14 protein-coding genes are annotated in these 20,131 nt (G+C 71.0%); 8 read left to right on the top strand and 6 right to left on the bottom strand.

Features of this window, described 5'->3' with window-relative positions; all coding sequences use genetic code 11:
* The first annotated feature begins 136 nt into the window (after positions 1 to 136).
* The 3 genes from J3P31_RS19235 (at position 137) to J3P31_RS19225 (ending at position 5,363) form a co-directional block, all read left to right on the top strand.
* Positions 137 to 1,114 carry an NAD-dependent epimerase/dehydratase family protein gene (locus J3P31_RS19235; RefSeq protein ID WP_210530145.1) on the top strand — a complete coding sequence of 326 codons (978 nt, stop codon included), beginning with the start codon at positions 137 to 139 and terminating at the stop codon, positions 1,112 to 1,114.
* A gap of 116 nt (positions 1,115 to 1,230) precedes the next feature.
* A complete protein-coding gene (locus tag J3P31_RS19230) occupies positions 1,231 to 3,672 on the top strand; it encodes a GcvT family protein (protein ID WP_210530144.1) in 2,442 nt (813 codons plus the stop codon).
* 128 nt (positions 3,673 to 3,800) lie between these two features.
* The gene (locus J3P31_RS19225) at positions 3,801 to 5,363 is read left to right on the top strand and encodes a trimethylamine methyltransferase family protein (RefSeq protein ID WP_210530143.1); all 1,563 of its coding nucleotides are present in this window, start codon (positions 3,801 to 3,803) and stop codon (positions 5,361 to 5,363) included.
* A 3-nt stretch (positions 5,364 to 5,366) separates the two neighbouring features.
* On the opposite strand, the gene J3P31_RS19220 is transcribed toward J3P31_RS19225, so the two are convergent.
* From J3P31_RS19220 to J3P31_RS19200, 5 genes are read right to left on the bottom strand one after another with little or no spacing between them, the layout of a single operon-like run.
* Positions 5,367 to 6,152: a carnitinyl-CoA dehydratase gene (locus tag J3P31_RS19220; RefSeq protein WP_210530142.1), complete on the bottom strand. Its 786-nt coding sequence runs from the start codon at positions 6,150 to 6,152 to the stop codon at positions 5,367 to 5,369.
* A complete protein-coding gene (locus tag J3P31_RS19215) occupies positions 6,149 to 8,203 on the bottom strand; it encodes an acetate--CoA ligase family protein (protein WP_210530141.1) in 2,055 nt (684 codons plus the stop codon). Before J3P31_RS19215 ends, J3P31_RS19220 begins: the two co-directional genes overlap by 4 nt.
* A gap of 1 nt (position 8,204) precedes the next feature.
* On the bottom strand, positions 8,205 to 9,368 hold the full coding sequence (locus J3P31_RS19210) for an acyl-CoA dehydrogenase family protein (protein ID WP_210530140.1): 1,164 nt from the start codon (positions 9,366 to 9,368) through the stop codon (positions 8,205 to 8,207).
* Between the two features lie 4 nt (positions 9,369 to 9,372).
* Positions 9,373 to 10,830 carry a carnitine 3-dehydrogenase gene (locus J3P31_RS19205; RefSeq protein ID WP_210530139.1) on the bottom strand — a complete coding sequence of 486 codons (1,458 nt, stop codon included), beginning with the start codon at positions 10,828 to 10,830 and terminating at the stop codon, positions 9,373 to 9,375.
* Positions 10,830 to 11,738, bottom strand: coding sequence for a beta-keto acid cleavage family enzyme (locus J3P31_RS19200; RefSeq protein WP_210530138.1), 909 nt, complete (start codon positions 11,736 to 11,738; stop codon positions 10,830 to 10,832). Before J3P31_RS19200 ends, J3P31_RS19205 begins: the two co-directional genes overlap by 1 nt.
* Positions 11,739 to 11,823: 85 nt before the next feature.
* Here J3P31_RS19200 and J3P31_RS19195 point away from each other — a divergent pair, with 85 nt between their 5' ends.
* Positions 11,824 to 12,843: a GlxA family transcriptional regulator gene (locus J3P31_RS19195; protein WP_210530137.1), complete on the top strand. Its 1,020-nt coding sequence runs from the start codon at positions 11,824 to 11,826 to the stop codon at positions 12,841 to 12,843.
* Here J3P31_RS19195 and J3P31_RS19190 read toward each other — a convergent pair.
* Positions 12,812 to 13,726 carry an NAD-dependent epimerase/dehydratase family protein gene (locus tag J3P31_RS19190; protein ID WP_210530136.1) on the bottom strand — a complete coding sequence of 305 codons (915 nt, stop codon included), beginning with the start codon at positions 13,724 to 13,726 and terminating at the stop codon, positions 12,812 to 12,814. The genes J3P31_RS19195 and J3P31_RS19190 overlap by 32 nt on opposite strands.
* Positions 13,727 to 13,958: 232 nt before the next feature.
* Here J3P31_RS19190 and J3P31_RS19185 point away from each other — a divergent pair, with 232 nt between their 5' ends.
* The 4 genes from J3P31_RS19185 to J3P31_RS19170 all read left to right on the top strand — a co-directional run bounded on the left by J3P31_RS19185 (position 13,959) and on the right by J3P31_RS19170 (position 20,129).
* Positions 13,959 to 16,847, top strand: coding sequence for a hybrid sensor histidine kinase/response regulator (locus tag J3P31_RS19185; protein WP_210530135.1), 2,889 nt, complete (start codon positions 13,959 to 13,961; stop codon positions 16,845 to 16,847).
* 130 nt (positions 16,848 to 16,977) lie between these two features.
* A complete protein-coding gene (locus tag J3P31_RS19180) occupies positions 16,978 to 18,243 on the top strand; it encodes an ABC transporter substrate-binding protein (RefSeq protein WP_210530134.1) in 1,266 nt (421 codons plus the stop codon).
* Positions 18,244 to 18,274: 31 nt separating this feature from the next.
* Entirely contained in the window at positions 18,275 to 19,165 is an 891-nt protein-coding gene (locus J3P31_RS19175; RefSeq protein ID WP_210530133.1) for a carbohydrate ABC transporter permease, read from the top strand.
* A gap of 1 nt (position 19,166) precedes the next feature.
* Positions 19,167 to 20,129 (top strand): carbohydrate ABC transporter permease, encoded by a 963-nt coding sequence (locus J3P31_RS19170; RefSeq protein ID WP_210530132.1) that lies wholly within the window; start codon positions 19,167 to 19,169, stop codon positions 20,127 to 20,129.
* Positions 20,130 to 20,131 lie beyond the last annotated feature (2 nt).

The raw sequence follows: 20,131 nt of genomic DNA, 5'->3' as shown, positions 1-20,131 counted from the left end.
GGGGGACCAAGGCGATGGGAGGGGAGCCCGCCGCCCTGGCGGACCACCTCGACCGCAGGAGTGCACCGATGCAAGCCCTCGAACGACACCTTGCCGGGGGCCCGGAGCCGACCTCGCCCGCGGAACGGGGCCGCTCGTGACCACGCTCGTCACCGGCGCGGCCGGGTTCATCGGCTTCCATGTCGCGCGCCGCCTCCTGGACCGGGGCGAGCGGGTGATCGGCCTCGACAGCCTGAACTCCTATTATGCGCCGCAGCTCAAGCGGGACCGCCTGGCCGAGCTGGCGCATCCGGCCTTCACCTTCCACGAGGTGAACCTCGCGGATGCGGCGGCGCTCCGGGCGGCGCTGGCGGGCGAACGGCCCCGGCGGATCATCCATCTCGCCGCGCAGGCGGGCGTGCGGCATTCGATGGACAACCCGCAGGCCTATGTGGAGTCGAACCTGGTCGGGCAGGTCAACCTGCTTGAATACGCCCGCCATCTCGGGGGGCTCGAATCCCTGGTCTATGCGTCCTCCAGCTCGGTCTACGGGGGCAACACCCGGCTGCCCTTCTCGGAGTCGGACCCGGTGGACAACCCGGTGTCGCTTTATGCCGCCACCAAGAAATCCGATGAGCTGATGGGGAACGTGTATGCCCATCTGTTCCGGATCCCGATGACGGGCCTGCGCTTCTTCACGGTCTACGGGCCCTGGGGACGGCCGGACATGGCGCTCTGGGTCTTCACCGAGGCGATCCTGGAAGGGCGTCCGTTGCCGGTCTTCAACCACGGCGACATGTCGCGCGACTTCACCTATGTCGACGACGTCGTGGCGGGCGTGCTTGCGGCGGCCGACACGCCGCCCCGGGACGACGGGCAGGCGCCGCCCCACCGCATCTACAACATCGGCAACAACCGGCCCGAGCCCCTGATGCGTCTGATCGACACTCTGGAGCAGGCGATCGGGCGCACGGCGCAGCGCGAGCTTCTCCCCATGCAGCCCGGCGACGTGGCCTCGACCTATGCCGACATCACGGCGATTCGCCGTGACCTGGGCTGGGAGCCCACGACGCCCATCGAAGTCGGCGTCCCCCGCTTCGTGGACTGGTTCCGGCGCTACCACGGCCTGGCCTGACCGCCCGCGCGTGATCCCCGGGCGGACGTCGGAAACGGACCTCGGCGTGGCGCGGATCGGTTGCGCCATGGCCGGAACCCGGCGCAGGATCAGCGCATGGGGCAGGGGGACGGGGCTTGGCGGAACTTCCGGAGAGGGCGCGGGTCGTCATCATCGGCGGGGGGGCCGTGGGAGTCTCGGCGCTGTACCACCTTGCCCGCGCGGGGTGGACGGACTGCGTGCTGCTGGAGCGGAACGAGCTGACGGCCGGGTCCACGTGGCACGCGGCGGGGAACGTGCCGACGTTCTCCTCCTCGTGGTCGATCATGAACATGCAGAGGTATTCGGCGCAGCTCTACCGGGGCCTCGCGGAGGCGGTCGGCTACCCGATGAACTACCACGTCACGGGGTCGCTGCGGCTCGCGCATACGCCCGAGCGGATGCAGGAGTTCGCGCGGGTCGTGGGGATGGGGCGGTACCAGGGGATGGACCTGGACCTGCTGGGGCCGGGGGAGATCCGGGACCGCTATCCGTTCCTGGAGGTGCATGACCTCCAGGGGGCGCTCTACGATCCGTATGACGGGGACATCGATCCGGCGCAGCTGACGCAGGCCTTGGCCAAGGGGGCGCGGGACCTCGGCGCGCAGATCGTGCGGTTTTGCAAGGTCACGGGCGCGCGGCGCGAGGGTGGTCGTTGGGTCGTCGAGACGGAAGCGGGGGAGATCCGCTGCGACAAGGTCGTGAACGCGGCGGGCTACCGGGCGCGGGAGGTGGGCGCGTGGTTCGGGCGCGACGTGCCGATGATGGTGATGAGCCACCAATATCTGGTCTTCGACACGATCCCGGAGCTGGAGGCGTGGTCCAAGGGCGCCGGGCGGAAGCTGCCCCTGCTGCGGGACGTGGACGTGTCCTACTACCTCCGGCAGGAGAAGATGGGCTTCAACCTCGGCCCCTATGAGCCGGACTGCCGGGCGCATTGGGCCACGCCGGACGACCCGATGCCCGAGGACTTCTCGTTCCAGCTCTTCCCCGACGACCTGGAGCGGATCGCGCCCATCGTGGAGGACGCGATGCGGCGGGTGCCGATCCTGGGGCAGGCGGGGCTCCAGCGGGTCATCAACGGGCCGATCCCCTATGCGCCGGACGGGAACCCCCTGATCGGGCCGATGCCGGGGGTGCCGGACGCCTATGAGGCCTGCGTGTTCACCTTCGGCATCTGCCAGGCGGGCGGCGCCGGAAAGGTGCTGGCGGAGTGGGTGACGGAGGGGCGGACGGAGTGGGACATGTGGTCCTGCGATCCGCGCCGGTTCACCGACTTCACGGACCCAGGCTATGTCGTCGCCAAGGGGATGGAGACCTACGGGCACGAATACGCGATCCACTTTCCGCGCCATGCCTGGCCCGCCGGGCGGCCCCGGAAGGTATCGGCGGTGCATGACCGGACGCAGGCGCTGGGCGCGCAGTTCGGGGCGTTCAACGGGTGGGAGCGGGCGCTGTGGTATGCGCGGCCGGGGGACGATGTGTCCGAGGGCTCGACGCAGACGTGGCGGCGGGACGGGCCCTGGCTGGCGCGGGTGCGGGAGGAGTGCCTTGCCGTGCGGGACGCGGCGGGGATCCTGGACCTGCCGGGGTTCTCGCGGTTCGTGCTCGAGGGGCCGGGGGCACGGAACTGGCTCGCGGAGCAGGTGACGGGGCGGGTGCCCAGGCCGGGGCAGATGGGCCTTGGCTACTTCGCGGACGAGGACGGGCGGATCGTCACCGAGATGTCGATCCTGACGCTCGGGGGGGACCAGTTCCTCCTCATCACCGCGGCGGCGGCGCAGTGGCATGACCGGGACTGGCTGCGGGGGCATATGCCGGACGGGCTGTCGTTGAGCGACGTGACGGCGGAGTGGTCGTGCCAGATCCTCACCGGGCCAAGGTCGCGGGAGATCCTGGCCGGGATCACGGATGCGGACCTGTCGCGGCCGTGGCTGTCGCATCAGGAGGCGAGGGTGGCAGGGCGGCCCGCCCTGTTGGCCCGCGTGTCGTTCGCGGGGGAGCTGGGCTGGGAGCTGCACACGCGGGTCGGGGACACGCCCGCCGTCTGGGATGCGGTGATGGCGGCGGGGGAGCCCTTGAGACTGCGGCCCTTCGGGATGTGGGCGCTGGACTCGCTTCGGATCGAGAAAGGGTATCGGGCGTGGAAGGGGGACCTTTCGACCGACTACTCGGTGCTGCAGGGCGGGCTGGAGCGCTTCGTGGACTGGAGCAAGCCCAGGTTCCGGGGCAAGGCGGCGCTGGAGCGCGAAAGGCAGCGGGGCGTCGCGAAGCGGTTCGTGACGCTGGTCGTCGAGGCCGGGGACCACGACCCGCCCTACATGAGCACGCTGTGGCACGACGGGACCGTGGTGGGCGAGACGACCTCGGCCGGATGGGGGTTCCGCACCGACCGCTGCATCGCCCTGGGGATGCTTCGCGCCGACCTGGCCGACCCCGGCGCACGCGTCGAGGTCGAGATCTTCGGAGAGCGCGTGCCCGCTATCGTGCAGCCGGACGGTCCCCTTTGGGACCCCGCGAACCAGCGCCTGAGGGCCTGAGCCATGGCCGATCACGCCGCCCGGCTGCAAGGTTTGGCGCGGTCTCCCTTGCGACGGGAAGGGCGTGACATGCGGGCCGAAGCGCGCCTGCGACCGATGCATGATTCCAGGTCCGAACGGGTGAGGCTTTGAGCGACGACGCGACCGATTTCGATCCTTCTCTCTGCGCCCCCCGGGCCCGCCGCCATGGTGGCCGCGCCGCCCGCGCCGCCGAACGGGCAGCGCCCCTGGCCGAGAACCTGCGCCCGGTTCGCGCGGGGCTGGAAGGCGGGCAGTACCGTCCCCTGACGGACGACGGGGTTCGCCGCATCCACCAGGCCGCCCTTGACGCGCTGGAGCAGGTGGGGCTGGCGAACGCCCCGGCATCGGGCCTCGAGATCCTGACCGGGGCCGGCGCCATCCTGGGCGAGGATGGCCGGGTCCGCTTTCCCCGCGCCCTTGTGGAGGACATGCTGGCCAAGGCCGCCCGGGGGATCACGCTGCACGGCCGCGAGCCCAGGCACGACCTCCATCTGCAGGGCGCGCGGGTTCATTTCGGCACGGCGGGCGCGGCGGTGCACGTCGTGGAGGTGGAGTCGGGAGAGTATCGCGATTCGACGTCCCACGACCTCCACGAGGCCGCAAGGCTCGTGCAGGGCCTGGACAACGTCCACTTCTTCCAGCGGCCCATGGTTTGCCGGGACATTCCCGACAACCTCGAGATGGACCTCAACACGCTCTACGCCTGCTGCGCCGGGACGACCAAGCATGTCGGCACCAGCTTCTCGGACCCGGCCCATGTGGAGCCCTGCCTCGAGATGCTGCACATGATCGCCGGGGGCGAGGACCGATGGCGCGAGCGGCCCTTCGTGTCGAACTCCAACTGCTTCGTCGTGCCGCCGATGACCTTTGCCGAGGAGTCCTGCCGGACCATGGAGGCCTGCGTCCGGGGTGGGATGCCGGTGCTGCTCCTGTCGGCGGGGCAGGCGGGGGCGACCGCGCCCGCCTCGATCGCCGCGGCCATCGTCCAGTCGGTGGCCGAATGCCTGGCCGGGGTGGTCTACATCAACGCCATGGCGCCGGGGTTCCCGGCGGTCTTCGGCACCTGGCCGTTCGTCAGCGATCTCAGGACCGGGGCGATGTCGGGCGGGTCTGGCGAGCAGGCGCTGCTGACGGCGGGCTGCGCGCAGATGCACCGCTTCTACGACCTCCCGGGCGGGGCGGCGGCGGGGATCGCGGACAGCAAGATGCCCGACATGCAGGCCGGCTGGGAGCAGGCCATCTCCAACGTCATGGCAGGGCTTTCGGGCCTCAACATGATCTACGAGGCGGTGGGCATGCACGCCTCGCTCCTCGGATTCTGCATGGAGTCGCTGGTGCTGGGCGACGACCTCCTGGGCCAGGTGCTCCGCTGCGTGCGCGGGATCGAGGTGACCGAGGACGCGGTGTCGGTGGAGGTCATCCGCCAGACCTGCCTTGGCGGTCCGGGGCACTACCTGGGCAGCGACCAGACGCTGCGGCTCATGCAGACGGACTACGTCTATCCCGTGGTGGCCGACCGCATGAGCCCGAAGGAGTGGAACGAGGTCGGACGCCCCGACCTGCTCGCCCGTGCCGCCAAGCGGCGGCGCAAGCTGCTGGAGGACTGGCGCCCCGTGATCGACCCGCTGACCGACCGCGCTGTGCGCGACCGGTTCCGCATTCCTTTCTGACGCTCAGCGCCCCTTCCACACCGGGTCGCGCTTCTCGGTGAAGGCGCGGAAGCCTTCCATCAGGTCCTCGCTGCCGTAGAGGGTGTCCACGGTGGGGAGCTGGCGCCGGGTGATGCGGTTGAGGGCGTCCTGGAACTTGGAGTCCTCGGCGTCGCGGACGACCTCCTTGATGGCGGCCATGACGAGGGGAGGACCGGAGGCGATCAGGCGGGCCATGTCCCAGGCCTGGGCCATGAGGTCCGGCGCGGGGACGATGCGGTTGACGAGGCCCCAGCGGTGCGCCTCCTCCGCGTCGATCCAGCGGCCGGTCAGGAGCATCTCCATGGCGATGTGGTAGGGGATGCGCTTGGGGAGCTTGATGGAGGCTGCGTCGGCGACGGTGCCCGACCTGATCTCGGGCAGGGCGAAGGTCGCGTGGATTGCCGCGAGGATGATGTCGCAGGAGAGCGCGATCTCCAGCCCGCCGCCGCAGCAGATGCCGTTGACGGCGCAGAGGACGGGCTTGTTGAGGCGGGGAAGCTCCTGGAGGCCGCCGAAGCCGCCCACGCCGTAGTCGCCGTCCACCGCGTCGCCGCCCGCCGCCGCCTTGAGGTCCCAGCCGGGGCAGAAGAACTTCTCGCCCGCGCCGGTGAGGATGGCGACGCGGAGGTCCGGGTCGTCGCGAAAGGCCCGGAAGGTCTCGCCCATGATGCGGGATGTGGCGAGGTCCACGGCGTTGGCCTTGGGGCGGTCGAGGGTGACCTCGAGGACGTGGCCCTCGCGGCGGGTCTTGATCGGGGAGTCGGTCATGGGGCTTCCAGTCGGATCAGGGCGTCCACGGCGACGGCCCCGCGTGGGCCGGCGATGAGGGGGTTCACGTCGAGTTCGAGGAGGCGGGGGGCTACGGCCTCGGCGTAGGCGGCGACGGCCTCGATGGCGTCGAGGAGCGCGTCGAGGTCGGCGGGGGGCTGGCCTCGGTAGCCGTGGAGAAGGGTCGCGAGCCGCAGGCGTTCGAGTGCGGCCCTGATTTCCTCGCGGGTGGCGGGAAGGACCAGGGTCGCGCTGTCGCGGAGGAGTTCCGTCAGGACGCCGCCCGCGCCGAGGGTCAGGGCAAGGAGGCCGGTCGGGTCGCGCGTGACGCCGACGAGGAGTTCGGGGCCGGGCTCCGCCATCTCCTCGGCGAGGAGGCCCTGGCTTGCGGGGGCGAGACGGTGGGCGGCGCCTCGGAGGGCTTCGGGGGTGGCGAGGTGGAGAGCAACGGCGCCGGACTCGGATTTGTGGGCGAGGCCGAGGGCTTTCAGGGCGAGGGGGAAGCGGAGAGTCCGGGCGGCCTGCACGATGCCGTCCGGGTCGGGGGCCGTGACGGCGGCGGGAATGCGGAGGCCGTGGCGGGCGAGGGCGGCTTTGGAGTCGGCCTCGGAGAGGGTGGTCGCGGTCCCGGGCTCGCCGGGGCGGGCGAGGAGGGCGGGAGTGTCGGAGGGCGTGAGGCGACCTGCGCGGATGGCCGCGTCGATGGCGGCGAGGCCGTCGGTCATGCCGTGGAGGACCGTGACGCCGTGGGCCTCGAAGCGGGCGGTGAGGGTTTCGTTGATGGCCTCGGGGAGGGAGGCGAGGACGGCAGTACGGGCTCCGGTGGCCTGCCGCGCCGCGAGGATGGCGTCCACGGCGCAGGCGTAGCCCTCCTGCGAGCAGCGGTCGGGGCGGGGGAGGTCGAGGACGAAGACGCCGAGGTCGAAGCCGCCGCGCAGGACCGCCGAGAAGGTGGCGGTCATCCGCTCCGTGTCGCCCCAGATGAAGGTGTGGTAGTCGAGCGGGTTGGCGACGGTGACGATGGGGCCGAGGATCGTGCGAAGTTCTTCGTGGGTCTTCTCGGGGAAGGGGGGCCACTGGACCGCGGTGCCCTCGGCGCCGTCGGCCATGAGGCTGGCCTCGCCGCCGGAGCAGGAGACGGAAACGACGCTGGGACCCGTGAGGGGGCCGCCGTGGTGAAGGAGCTTCAGGGTTTCGAGGAAGGCGCCGAGGGAGGTGACCTCGACGCAGCCGGTGCGGCGGAGGAAGGCGCTCGCGACCGTGGAGGCGCCGGCGAGGCTCGCCGTGTGGGTCAGGGTCGCGGCCTGGGCGGCGGCGGAGCGGCCGGCTTTCAGGACAACGACGGGCTTGTTCAGGCGGCGGGCCTCAAGGGCCATGGCTTCGAAGGCGCGCAAGCTCCCGAAGCCCTCGACGTGCATCCCGACGGCGGTGGTGCGCGGGTCGTGGAGGGCGGCGAGGGCGAGGTCGGCGAGGCCGGTCTGGGCCTGGTTCCCGGCCATCAGGACGTAGGCGATGGGCAGGCCGCGCCGCTGCATGGTCAGGTTGATGGCGACGTTGGACGACTGGCCGACGATGGCGACGCCGCTCTCGACCGGGACTAGGCCGTGCTGGTCGGGCCAGAGCGTCACCATGTCGAGGGCGTTCAGGAACCCGTAGCAGTTGGGGCCGAGGATCGGCATGGACCCCGCCGCCGCGACAAGACGGTCCTGGAGGTCGGCGCCCGCGCCCTCCTCGGTCTCCTTGAAGCCGGAGGCGAAGCAGACCGCGCCGCCCGCACCCATCTGCGCCAAGGCCCCGATGACATCGACGGACGCCTCGCGGTTCACGCCGACGAAGGCGGCGTCGGGGGCGGAGGGGAGGTCGGCGAGGCTCGCGAGGCAGGAAACTCCCGCGATCTCTTTCCGCTTCGGATGCACCGGCCAGATATCGCCCGAGAATCCGGCCTTTCGGAGCTGGACGATGACGTTCTCGGCCCAGCTGCCGCCGAAGAGGGCGACGGACCTGGGGCGGAGGAGGCGGTCGAGGCTGCGGGGCGGGTCGAGGTCGCGCATCTCAGGCACCGAAGGGGCGCAGGAGCGCCCGGCTGATGATGTGGCGCTGGATCTCGGAGGTGCCTTCCCAGATGCGTTCGACGCGGGCGTCGCGCCAGATGCGTTCGAGGGGAAGCTCCTCCATCAGGCCCATGCCGCCGTGGATCTGGATGGCCTCGTCGGCGACCATGGCCAGCATCTCGGTCGCCTTGAGCTTGGCCATGGCCATGTCGGCGTCCGTGGCGGTGCCCTGGTCGAACTTCCAGCCGGCCTCCAGGATCATCAGCTCGGCGGCCTTCATCTCGGTCGCCATGTCGGCGAGCTTGAAGCTGACGCCCTGGTTCTTGCCGATGGGCTGGCCGAACTGGCTGCGGGTCGCGGCCCATTCGGCGGCGTGGCCAAAGGCGCGCTCGGCCCGGCCCAGGCAGGTGGCACCGACCTGCAGCCGCGTGGCGCCGAGCCACTGGTTCGCCACCTCGAATCCCTTGTGGGGCTCGCCCAAGACCTGTTCGGCAGGGAGGCGGACGTCGTCGAACTCGATGACGGCGTTGGTGTAGCCCCGGTGCGATACGTTGCGGTAGCCGTCGCGGATCGTGAGGCCGGAGGTGTCGCGGTCCACGAAGAAGGCGGTGATGCGCTTCTTCGGGCCCCTCGGCGTGTCCTCCTCGCCCGAGGCCATGAAGGCGATCACGAAGCCCGCGATGTCGGCGTGGGAGATGAAGTGCTTGGTGCCGTTGAGGACCCAGTCCGGGCCGTCCTGTCGGGCGGCGGCCTTCATGCCGCGGAGGTCGGAGCCGGCGCCGGGCTCGGTCATGGCGAGGCAGTCCCAGGTCTCGCCGCGCACGCAGGGGGCGAGGTAGCGCTCGCGCTGCTCCTCGGTGCCGGCGCAGAGGATGTTGGAGGGGCGGGCCACGCAGGTCCAGTGCAGGGCGTAGTTCGCTTTCCCGAGCTCCTTCTCGTAGAGGAGCCAGGTCAGGGTATCGAGGCCCGCGCCGCCGAACGCCTCGGGGATGTTGGCGGCGTAGAGGCCGGCGTCGAGGGCCTTCTGCTTGACCTCCTCGATGACCTCGCGCCGGAGGATGCCGGTGCGCTCGACCTCGGCCTCGTGGGGGTAAAGCTCGTTCTCGACGAAGGCGCGGGTGGTGTCGACGATGAGGCGCTGCTCGTCGGTGAGGCCGAAATGCATGGCGTCACCTCCGCTGGCCGACGTGGCGGCCGAGGCCGTCGGGGGTGGGGAGGTTTGCATGGGCTGCCGCGACGTGGTCCAGTTTCGCGCGGACGGCGGGCGGGGGTTCGGCGCTGGCGCGGGCGTTGAGGTCCATGTGGATCAGGAGGTGCTCGGAGGTCGCGAGGAGGCGGGTGCCTTCGCGCATCTCGTGCCAGAGGTGGACCTTCTTGCCTTTGGCCTCGATCACCTGGGTCGTGACCGTGATGTCCTGGTCGCGGGCAACCTCGTCGAGGTGGCGGATGTGGGTCTCGGCGGTGAAGAGGCTGCGGCCCGCCGCGATGGCGTCGGCGTCGATGCCGACCATGCGCATGAAGCCGTCCGTGGCTAGGGCGAAGGCTTCGAGATACTTCGATTCCGTCATGTGGCCATTGTAGTCGAGCCAGTGGGCTGGGACGCGGACCCTGAAGGTGGGGAGGGGCTGGGTCCAGTCGGGCTCGGGCGCGTCGTTTGCCAGCGCCGTTTCGTGGCTCGCCAGCAGTTCGCCCGCGCCCCAGTTGGTGGCCTGCAGAGCCTTCTGGATGGCGATGAGGTTGTCGTCGCGGATGCGTTCGAGCTGGCGGATGGGGATATGGCCGGACTGCGCGTCGCTCTGCCCGGCGATGAGGTCCACAAGGGCGTCGTCGAACTCCGGCACGTCCATGAGCTTGGTCCAGGGCCAGCTCAGGCAGGGGCCGAACTGGGCCATGAAGTGGCGCATCCCGGCCTCGCCCCCGGCGACGCGGTAGGTGTCGAAGACGCCGAGCTGCGCCCAGCGCAGGCCGAAGCCGTAGCGGACGATGTCGTCGAGCTCCTGCGTGGTGCAGATGCCGTCCTTGATGAGCCAGAGCGCCTCGCGCCAGAGGGCTTCGAGGAGGCGGTCGGCGACGAAGGCCTCGATCTCCTTGGCGATGCGGACGGGCTTCATGCCGAGGGTGGGGTAGAAGGTCATCGCCTTTGCGACGGTCTCCTCGGAGGTCTGCTGGCCGCCGACGACCTCGACCACCGGCAGCAGATACACCGGGTTGAAGGGGTGGGCGACGAGGAGGCGTTCGGGGTGCCGGAGCGGGGCCTGGAGGTCGGTCGGCTTGATGCCGGAGGTGGAGGAGGCGATCAGGGCGTCCGGCTTCGCGGTGGTCTCGGCCTCGGCGTAGACGCGGTGCTTGATGTCGAGCCGCTCGGGGACGGCCTCGACGATCAGGTCGGCGTCGCGGCAGGCGTCCGCGACAGAGGCGGCCATGCGGACGGTGCCTTTGGGGCGCCGGGGGGCAGTCAGGAGCTTGGCGTAGGCGGCGTCGGCGTTGGCGAGGGCCTCGTGGAGCCGCCGTTCCGCGTCCGGGGCGGGGTCGAAGACGGCGACGTCGTGGCCGTTCTCGAGGAGGCGCGCGACCCAGCCCGCGCCGATGACGCCGCCGCCGAGGACGGCCGTGTTCCGAATGGTCATCAGGCCCACCGCTTCTGAAGCTTGAGTTTTTCCCGGACTTCGGCTGGAGAGAGGAGGCGGGCGCCGGTGCCCTCGATGGTCTGGCGGGCGCGGGCCACGAGGTCGCCGTTGGTGGCGAGCTGGCCGCGGCCCAGCCAGATGTTGTCCTCGAGCCCCACGCGGACATGGCAGCCGCCGGCGACGGCAAGGCCCACGTAGGGGAGCTGGTTGCGGCCGATGGAGAAGGCGGACACCGTCCAGTCGGACGGCACGGCCTGCCGCATGGCGAGGAAGGTCGCGAGGTCGTCGGGCGCCCCCCAGGGGATGCCCATGCAGAGCTGGATCATGATGGGGTCGTCGAGCACGCCCTGGGATTGCAGCCACTTGGCGAGAAGGATGTGGCCGGTGTCGAAGGCCTCGATCTCGGGCCGGACGCCCAGGTCGCGCATCCGGCGCGCCATGGCGAGGAGCATCGCGGGGCTGTTGACCATGATGTAGTCGCCCTCGCCGAAGTTCATCGTGCCGCAGTCGAGCGTGCAGATCTCGGGGAGGAGTCTCGCGACATGTTCGAGCCGCTCCTCGGCGCCGGCCATGTCGGTGCCCTTCTCGGCGGGGGGCAGCGGCGCGTCGGGGGAGCCGAGGGTGAGGTCGCCGCCCATGCCGGCGGTGAGGTTCAGGACCATGTCCTGGCCGGATTCGCGGATGTGCTGCACGACCTCGGCGTAGAGGTCGGGGTGGCGGGCGGCCTTGCCGGTCTGGGGGTCGCGGACGTGGATGTGGACGATCGCCGCGCCCTCGGCGTTCGCCTCCAGGCATGCGTCGGCGATCTGGCGCGGCGTGACGGGCACCTTGTCGGAGCGCCCGGTGGTGTCGCCCGCGCCGGTGACGGCGCAGGTAATGAAGACGTCCCGGCTGGGTGTGAGTGCCATGTCTGCTCCCTTGTTTGATGGCATCATGGCAACACGGGATTGAGGAATGCTTGACCCAACGCGCGGTGGTCTTAACGATTTGCGAATGACCCAGCCGTTTGCCCTGACCATTCTCGTCCTTCCCGGAAGCTCGCTCATGACCGTGGCCTCGGTGGCCGAACCGTGGCGGGCCCTGAACCGGGTGAGCCCCGGGATCCGGGCCGACTGGCGGATCGTGACGCCGGACGGCGCGCCGGCGCTCCTGTCGAACGGCCTTCCCATGCCCGCGCAGGGCGCCCTGGGCCCCGAGGCCGCGGGCGACCTGCTGATCGTCGTGGCGGGGTTCGATGCGCTCGACCATGCGTCGCGGCCGGTGCTGGCGTCGCTGCGTCGGGCCCTGCCCCGGTTCGCGGCGGTCGCGGGGATCGAGTCGGGGGCCTGGGTGCTGGGCGCGCTCGGGGCGCTGGACGGGCGGCAGGCGACGGCGCATTGGGAGGACCTCGAGGACTTTGCCGCGCGGCATCCCAACGCCGACGTGCGGGCGGACCGCTGGGTGACCTGCGGGCGGGTGATGACGGCAGGCGGCGCCTCGCCGGCCTTCGATCTCATGCTGCATCTGATCCGCACGCGCTGGGGCGAGGCGGTCGCCTTGGATGTGGCGAGCGTGTTCGTCTACGACGAGTCCCGTTCGGCCTCGGAGCCCCAGCCGCTGGTCAGCATGGGCCGCCTGGAGGCGCGGGAGCCCCGGCTGGCCGCGGCCGTGCGCGCCATGGAGCGGTCCATCGACCGGCCGCTGTCCACCCAGGCGCTGGCCCGGCGGGCGGGCGTGTCGGTCCGGCGGCTCGAGACGATGTTCCGGGCGGCGCTCGGCACCTCGCCGGGGGCGTATTACACGGGGCTGCGGCTGCTGGCGGCGCGGCGCCTGGTGGCCGATACGGCGCTGCCCCTGGGCGAGGTGGCGGTCCGGACGGGATTCGGGTCGCTCTCGGCCTTTTCGCGGGCGTTCCGGCGCGAGACGGGCATGACGGCGCGGGACGCCCGGGCCGCGGCGCGGCTGGCGCGCGCGGGCGGCCCGGCGGAGGACAGGGCCGGGGTCAGGCCAGCAGCCGCGCCAGCCCCTGGCTGATCGAGGTCCCGGCCCGAAGGCCCAGGAGCGCTTCCATCCGTTCGGTGGATCCGCGCGAATGACGGATGTCGCCGGCCCGGGCGGGCCCATGCTCGATCGGCGTGGGCGCTCCGCCGTTCAGATCGTCCAGGGTCGCCGCCAGGTCCAGCAGGCTGATCGAGCGCCCGGTGCAGACGTTCGATACGACGGCCTGCGGGGCCCGGGACAGGCGGTCCTGCGCCGCCAGAAGCGCCGCCACGACGTCGCCCACCTCGACGAAGTCGCGGGTCTGGAGTCCGTCGCCATGGATCAGGTGCGGCCGCCCGGCGCGGCGGTTGTCGAGGAAGCGCGCGACGACCCCGGCGTAGGGCGAGCGGGGGTCCTGCCCCGGCCCGTAGACGTTGAAGAGCCGCAGCGCGGCGGAGGGCAGGCCGTGGATGCCGTGGAGCGCGCGGGCGTGATGCTCGCAGGCGAGCTTGTCCACCCCGTAGGGCGAGATGGGGGCGGGGGCCATGTCCTCGGCGCAGGGGCGGTCGCCCTGGTCGCCGTAGACGGCCGCCGAGGAGGTCATGACCACCGGTCGGTTCCCGGCCTTCCGGGCCGCCTCCAGCACGGTCAGGGTGCCCGTCTGGTTGACCTGGTGCGTGGCCAGGGGGTCGCGCAGGCAGGCCTCGACCGACACGTTCGCGGCGAGGTGGAAGACGCCGCACGCACCCTCCAGGCAGTCCCGGACGAGAGAGGCGTCGAGCACGCTTCCGGTGACGAGCCGGGCCTCGGGCAGGGGGCCGGTGCGGTTGGCGGACAGGTCGTCGAGGATGACCACGTCGTCCCCGCGGGCGAGCAGGGCCTGCACGAGGTGGGCTCCGATGAAGCCCGCGCCGCCTGTCACGAGCCAATGGGTCATCGGCCTTGTCCTTCGCGCCCTTTCGACGTCGCTCCTGTTGGGGCCTGGGCCCGGCGGGGTCAAGCCCGCGCCGCGACGCCCCCGAGCCTCGGGGGACGATGGGTCACGGGGACCGTTGATCGTGCCGTGTCCCCACAATACATCCTCGGCGCTTGGCCGAACATCGGAAGACACGCCCCATGCCGCTTTGCCGACGCCCGGACGCCCCCCACCGCAGGGGCGCCGGGACCTGATGGACAGGATCCTGCCGGAGGTCCTGGGCTGGGACGAAGGTCCCGTGGCCCGCATGGTCCGCAGCCACGACTGGGCCGCCACGCCGCTGGGCCTGCCGCGGGGCTGGCCACAGCCGCTCCGCACGCTCCTGGGCGTCATGATGGGGGCCAGCCAGCCCATGTTCGTGGCCTGGGGGGCGGAGCGGACGCTCATCTACAACGAGGCCTATGCGCGGATCCTGGCGGACCGGCATCCGGCCGCCCTGGGGGGCTCCTTCCTCGAGGTGTGGCACGAGATCCGGCACGACCTCGCGCCCATCGTCGATCGGGTCTTCCGGGGCGAGCCCGTGCAGATGGACGACATCACGCTCCACATGGAGCGCTGGGGGTGTCCGGAGGAGGCGCACTTCGCCTTTTCCTACACGCCGGTGCGGGACGAGGAGGGCGCGGTCGCCGGCTTCTTCTGCGCCTGCCAGGAGATCACCGGACAGGTCATGGCCGAGCGGCGGATCCGGGACAGCGAGGCGCAGGCCCGGGCGGACGCGGAGCGCGTGCGGCTGGCGCTGGAGGCCGGGGCCATCGTGGGCACCTGGTCCTGGGACGTGGCGGCCGACGTGTTCCGGGCCGACGAACGGTTCGCGCGGTCCTTCGGGCTCGACCCCGAGGCGTGCCGGCGCGGGTTGGGCATCGCGGAGGTGGTGCAGGGCGTGCATCCCGAGGACCTGCCGGGCCTGGATGCCGCGATGGACGCGGCGCTGGCGCGCGGCGGACCCTACCGCCACCAGTACCGGGTGCGCCAGCAGGACGGGACGTTCCGCTGGATCGAGGCCAACGGCCGCGTCGACCTGGGGCCGGACGGACGCCCCTTGCGGTTCCCGGGCGTCCTCCTGGACGTCGAGGAGCGGCGGGCCGTCGAGGCCGAGCGCGACAGGGCCCGGCGGCTCCTGGAGGTCTTCGCCGAGGCGGTGCCCGGGGTGGTCTATGCCAAGGACCTCAATGGGCGGATGCTGGTGGCCAACCGCGGCACCACCGAGCTCATCGGCAAGCCGCCCCAGGACTACCTGGGCCGGACGGATGCCGAATTCCTGGAGGACAAGGCCCAGGCCCAGGCCGTGATGGCCAACGACCGGCGCATCATGGAAAGCGGCCAGGCCGAGCAGATCGAGGAGGAGGTCCAGCGGCCCGACGGCACGCCCGCCTGGTGGCTGTCCACCAAGGCCCCGCTCCGGGACGCCGGCGGCGAGGTCGTGGGCCTGATCGGGTCCTCCGTCGACATCACCGCCCGCAAGGAGGCCGAGATCGCCTTGGGCGAAAGCGAGGAGCGGTTCCGCAACATGGCCGACCACGCGCCGGTCATGATGTGGGTGACCGATCCCCACGGCTTCTGCACCTACCTGAACCGCGCCTGGTACGACTTCACCGGCCAGACCGAGGCCGAGGCGCTGGGCCTGGGCTGGCTGGAGGCGACCCACCCGGACGACAAGGCCGAGGCGGAGCGCGTCTTTCTCGAGGCCAACGCCACGCGCTCGACCTTCCGGATCGAGTACCGGCTGCGCCGGGCGGACGGAGCCGGGCGCTGGGCGATCGACGCCGCCGCCCCGCGCTTTGGTCCGGGCGGGGAGTTCCTGGGCTACATCGGATCGGTCATCGACATCACCGAGCGCAAGGAGGCCGAGGCCGCCCTGCAGGAGGTGAACGCGATCCTGGAGCGGCGCGTGGCCGAGGCCATCGCCGAGCGCGAGCAGGCCGAGGAGGCCCTGCGCCAGTCGCAGAAGATGGAGGCGGTGGGCCAGCTGACCGGCGGGATCGCGCACGACTTCAACAACATGCTGGCGGCGGTGGTGGGATCGCTCGACCTCCTGGGCCGCCGGATCGGAGCGGATGACGCGCGGTCCCGCCGCTACGTGGACGCGGCGATGGAGGGCGCGCGCCGGGCGGCGACCCTCACGCAGCGGCTCCTGGCCTTCTCGCGCCAGCAGCCGCTGCGGCCCGAGACGCTGGACGCGAACCGTCTCGTGCAGGGGATGTCGGACCTCCTGCGCGGGTCGCTGGGCGCGGGCGTCCGGCTGGAGACCGTGCTGGCCGGAGGGCTCTGGACCGCCAACGCCGATCCCAACCAGCTCGAGAACGTCATCCTGAACCTGGCCGTGAACGCGCGCGACGCGATGCCCGACGGGGGGCGGCTCACCATCGAGACGGCGAACGCCCATCTCGATTCGCATTACGTGGCGGCGCATCTGGGCATCCCGTCCGGGCAGTACGTCCTGATCGCCGTGAGCGACACGGGCACGGGGATGCCGCCCGAGGTGATCGCCCGCGCCTTCGATCCGTTCTTCACCACCAAGCCGGTCGGTCAGGGCACCGGGCTGGGGCTGAGCCAGGTCTACGGGTTCGTCCGGCAGTCCGGGGGCCATGTGAAGATCTATTCCGAGGTCGGGCAGGGCACCTGCGTCAAGATCTACCTGCCCCGCATGACGAGCGCCGAGGCCCCGGACAATGCGGCCGAGGCTCCGGTCGAGCTGCCCCGCGGCGAGGCCGAGGAAACGGTGCTGGTCGTCGAGGACGAGCCCATGGTGCGCCAGTTCACCGTGGATGCCCTGGCCGAGCTGGGCTACCGCGTCCTGGAGGCGGACGGCGCCGCCGTCGCCCTGCGGCTCCTGGACGCGCATCCCGAGGTGACGCTGCTGTTCACCGACATCGTCATGCCCGACACCAACGGCCGCAAGCTGGCCGACGAGGCGCTGCGGCGGCGGCCGGGGCTGAAGGTCCTGTTCACCACGGGCTACACGCGCAACGCCGTGGTCCATAACGGCGTGCTGGACCCCGGCGTGCATCTCCTGGGCAAGCCCTTCACGCTCGAGGAGCTGGCGGCCAAGATGCGCGAGGTCCTGGACGGCCTGGCGCTCTGACGCCGGGCCCGAGCCGAAGCGGGCCGTTGGACTTCGCACGGCCCACGCCTACGATTCCCCCCAGAGCACGATGGTCCGGCCGGCGTCCTGCGACCGGACCCGACATAACATGCCAACGGGAGAGAATCGGATGACGCGAGGGATGATCCGGGTCCTTGGGGCCTGCTCGGGGACGGCGCTCCTGGCGGGGGCCCTGTCCGCCCAGGAGGCCAGGACGATCCAGGTGGCCACCCATTACACCCAGGAGCAGGCGGCCCCGCTGCTCGCGTGCTTCGAGGCCTACGAGGCCGAGCATCCGGGCATCACCATCGAGCACCAGCAGACCGCCTATGGCGACTTCCTCCAGACGATCCTGACCAGCCGCGTGGGCGGGACCGCGCCCGACATCTACAATGTGTATTCCGTCTGGGTTCCGCAGCTGGCCAGCGCGGGCGTCCTGGAGCCGCCGCCCGCCGGGGTCGCGGACTTCATCACCCAGAACTATTCGCCGGCCACCGTGGGCGCGGCCACCATCGGCGGCCAGCTCTGGGGCATCCCGACCGAGCTGTCGATCTACGCCCTGGTCTACAACAGGAAGCTCCTGGAGCAGGCGGGCTACGGCGAACCCCCCAGGACCTGGGCCGAGCTGCGCGAGATCGCCCAGAAGATCACCACCACCAACGACCAGGGGAACATCGACGTGGGCGGCTACGCCTACGGGACTTCGGTGGCCGAGGGCGTGCATCCCTTCTACGCCCAGATGTTCGCCGAGGGCGTCGCCCCCTTTGCCGAGGACGGGCGATCCACCAACCTCACCTCGCCCGAGGCGGTGAAGGTCCTGAGCGAGCAGGCGGCGCTGTTCGCGGACGGCATCACCTCGAACGCGATCACGGTGGATAACTTCGCCTCGGGCGCCGTGGCTATGCAGATCTCGGCCAACTGGAACAAGTTCGGCTGGCAGGAGGCCTTCGGGGACCAGTTCGCCGACACCGTGGGCGTGGCCCCGATTCCCCATGACGGGGGCGAGGGCGGCACGATGCTGTATTCCTTCCTGTGGGCGGTCGACGCCACCTCGGACGCGAAGGAGGAGTCCTGGGACCTGCTGAGCTACCTGAACACCCCGCGCGCGGACGGGCTGTCCTGCACCGGCGAGATGCTCGCGGGGATGGGCGCCTTCAGCGGCAACACCGCCGACCTCGAGCGGATGACGGCGGGCGGAGACGCCTTCGACAAGGCCTATGTGGAGGAGGTGACCTCGGGCCGGGCGGTGACGCAGCCCAACATCTGGCAGGCGGCCGAAGCCGACCGCATCCTGCGCGGCTACATCGACCAGGCCTGGGCGGGCTCCCTGTCCGCCGAGGAGGCGCTGGCCTCCGCCGACGCGGAGATCCAGGCCATCCTCGACGAGCAGCCCTGACCCGGCGCGGACGGCTTCGGCGGAGGCGGCCATGCGAGCGTTCCTGTCCTCGAAGAAGGCCGCGCCCTGGCTCTTCCTGAGCCCGGTCATCCTGTTCGCGCTGGTCTTCTTCGTCCTGCCCGTGGTCTTCGCGGCCTATGTCAGCCTGACCACCTGGGATTCGCTGACGCCGCCCCGCTGGGTGGGCCTGCGCAACTACGAGTACCTCCTGACCCGCGACCCGGTCTTCCTCCGGACGCTTTGGCAGACGCTCTACTTCGCGATCGGCACGCTGGCGATCGGCGTGCCCCTGGCGCTGGTCCTGGCCTACGCCTTCAGCCGGTCGCGGCACCAGGGGCTGTGGCGGGTGCTCTACACGGTGCCCATGGTCACGAACATCGTGGCGATCGGCTTCATCTTCTGGTTCGTGTTCCGGCAGACGGACGGGCTGCTCAACCGGGTCCTGGGGCTGTTCGGACTGCCGGGGCCGGGATGGCTGACCGACCCCGGCCTGGCCATGACCTCGGCCATCCTGGTCTTCGTGTGGATGGAGCTGGGGCGGAACATGCTCCTGTTCGCGGCCGGGCTGGGGAGCATCGACGAAAGCTACTACGAGGCCGCGAAGCTGGACGGGGCGGGGCACTGGCAGCTCTTCCGCTTCGTCACCCTGCCGCTGCTGCGGCCGACGCTCCTGTTCGTCGTCATCACCGGCTTCATCTCGGGCATGAGCTACTTCACCCTGATGCTGGTGCTGTTCCCGGGCACGCAGGGCGGTCCCAGCCGGGCGGCCCTGACCACGGGGCAGTACATGTACCAGATGGCCTTCGAGGACCTGAGGATGGGGCGCGCCTCGGCGGTGTCCTACATCCTCTTCGCCCTGGTGTCGGTGGTGACCCTGATCCAGCTCCGCGTGATGCGGCGCGGCGGCGTGGACGCGCACTGAGATGGCGGACACCTCGCTTCCCGCCGCAGCGCCCGCGGTCGCCGCCCTGGCCGAGGCCGCCGCCGGCCCCCCTGTCCGGCCGGGCGGGCGCGGACGGCGGATCGCCTGGGCGGTGCTGACCTACACGCTCCTGACGCTGGGGGCGCTGGTCATGGTGCTGCCCTTCCTGGACATGCTGCTGGGGGCGCTGCGCACCCCGGCCGAGCGGCTGGCCCGGCCGCCGGTCTACTGGCCGCGTGACCCGCAATGGGGCAACTTCGTGCGCGTCTTCGACGAGCTGCCGCTCCTTCGGTGGCTGGCCAACAGCCTGGGGGTGACGGCCGCCATCACCGTCCTGCAGATCCTCACCTCGGCGATGGGCGGCTATGCGCTGGCCAAGTTCCACTTCCGCGGGCGGCTGGGGATGTTCCGCTTCGCCGTCGGGGCGCAGATGTTCCCCTTCTTCATCTTCCTGATCCCATGGTTTTTCATCCTGCGCTACTTCCCGCTGGTGGGGGGGAACAACCTCCTTGGGGTGGGCGGGATGGGGCTCCTGGGCTCCTATGCCGCGCTGGTCCTGCCCTTTGCCGTGTCGTGGTACGGCATCTTCCTCATGCGGCAGTTCTTCCTGGCGATCCCCGACGAGCTCCTGGACGCCGCGCGCATGGACGGGGCGGGGGAGTTCTACATCTTCTTCCGCATCGCGCTGCCGCTGGTGGGGTCCGGCCTCGCCACGCTGGCCATCTTCGTTTTCCTGTATCACTGGAACGAGGTGCTTTGGACCATGACGGTCACGCGCACCGCCCCGGACCTCCAGACCCTGCCGGTGGGCATCTACCTCCTGCGGGGCGCCTTCGAGCAGGAGGCCACAAAATCGCTCCAACAAGCGGCGATCTGCGTCTCAGTTTTGCCTGTGTTGATTGTTTTCCTCGCCCTGCAGCGTTACTACGTCGCTAGCGTGACCTCGGGAAGCGTCAAGGGCTGATC

This window comes from Rubellimicrobium arenae (genome assembly GCF_017916275.1).
GTDB classification, from domain to species: domain Bacteria; phylum Pseudomonadota; class Alphaproteobacteria; order Rhodobacterales; family Rhodobacteraceae; genus Rubellimicrobium; species Rubellimicrobium arenae.
The sequence above is the reverse complement of the archived record's forward strand: the minus strand, read 5'-3'. Positions and strand labels throughout refer to the sequence as shown.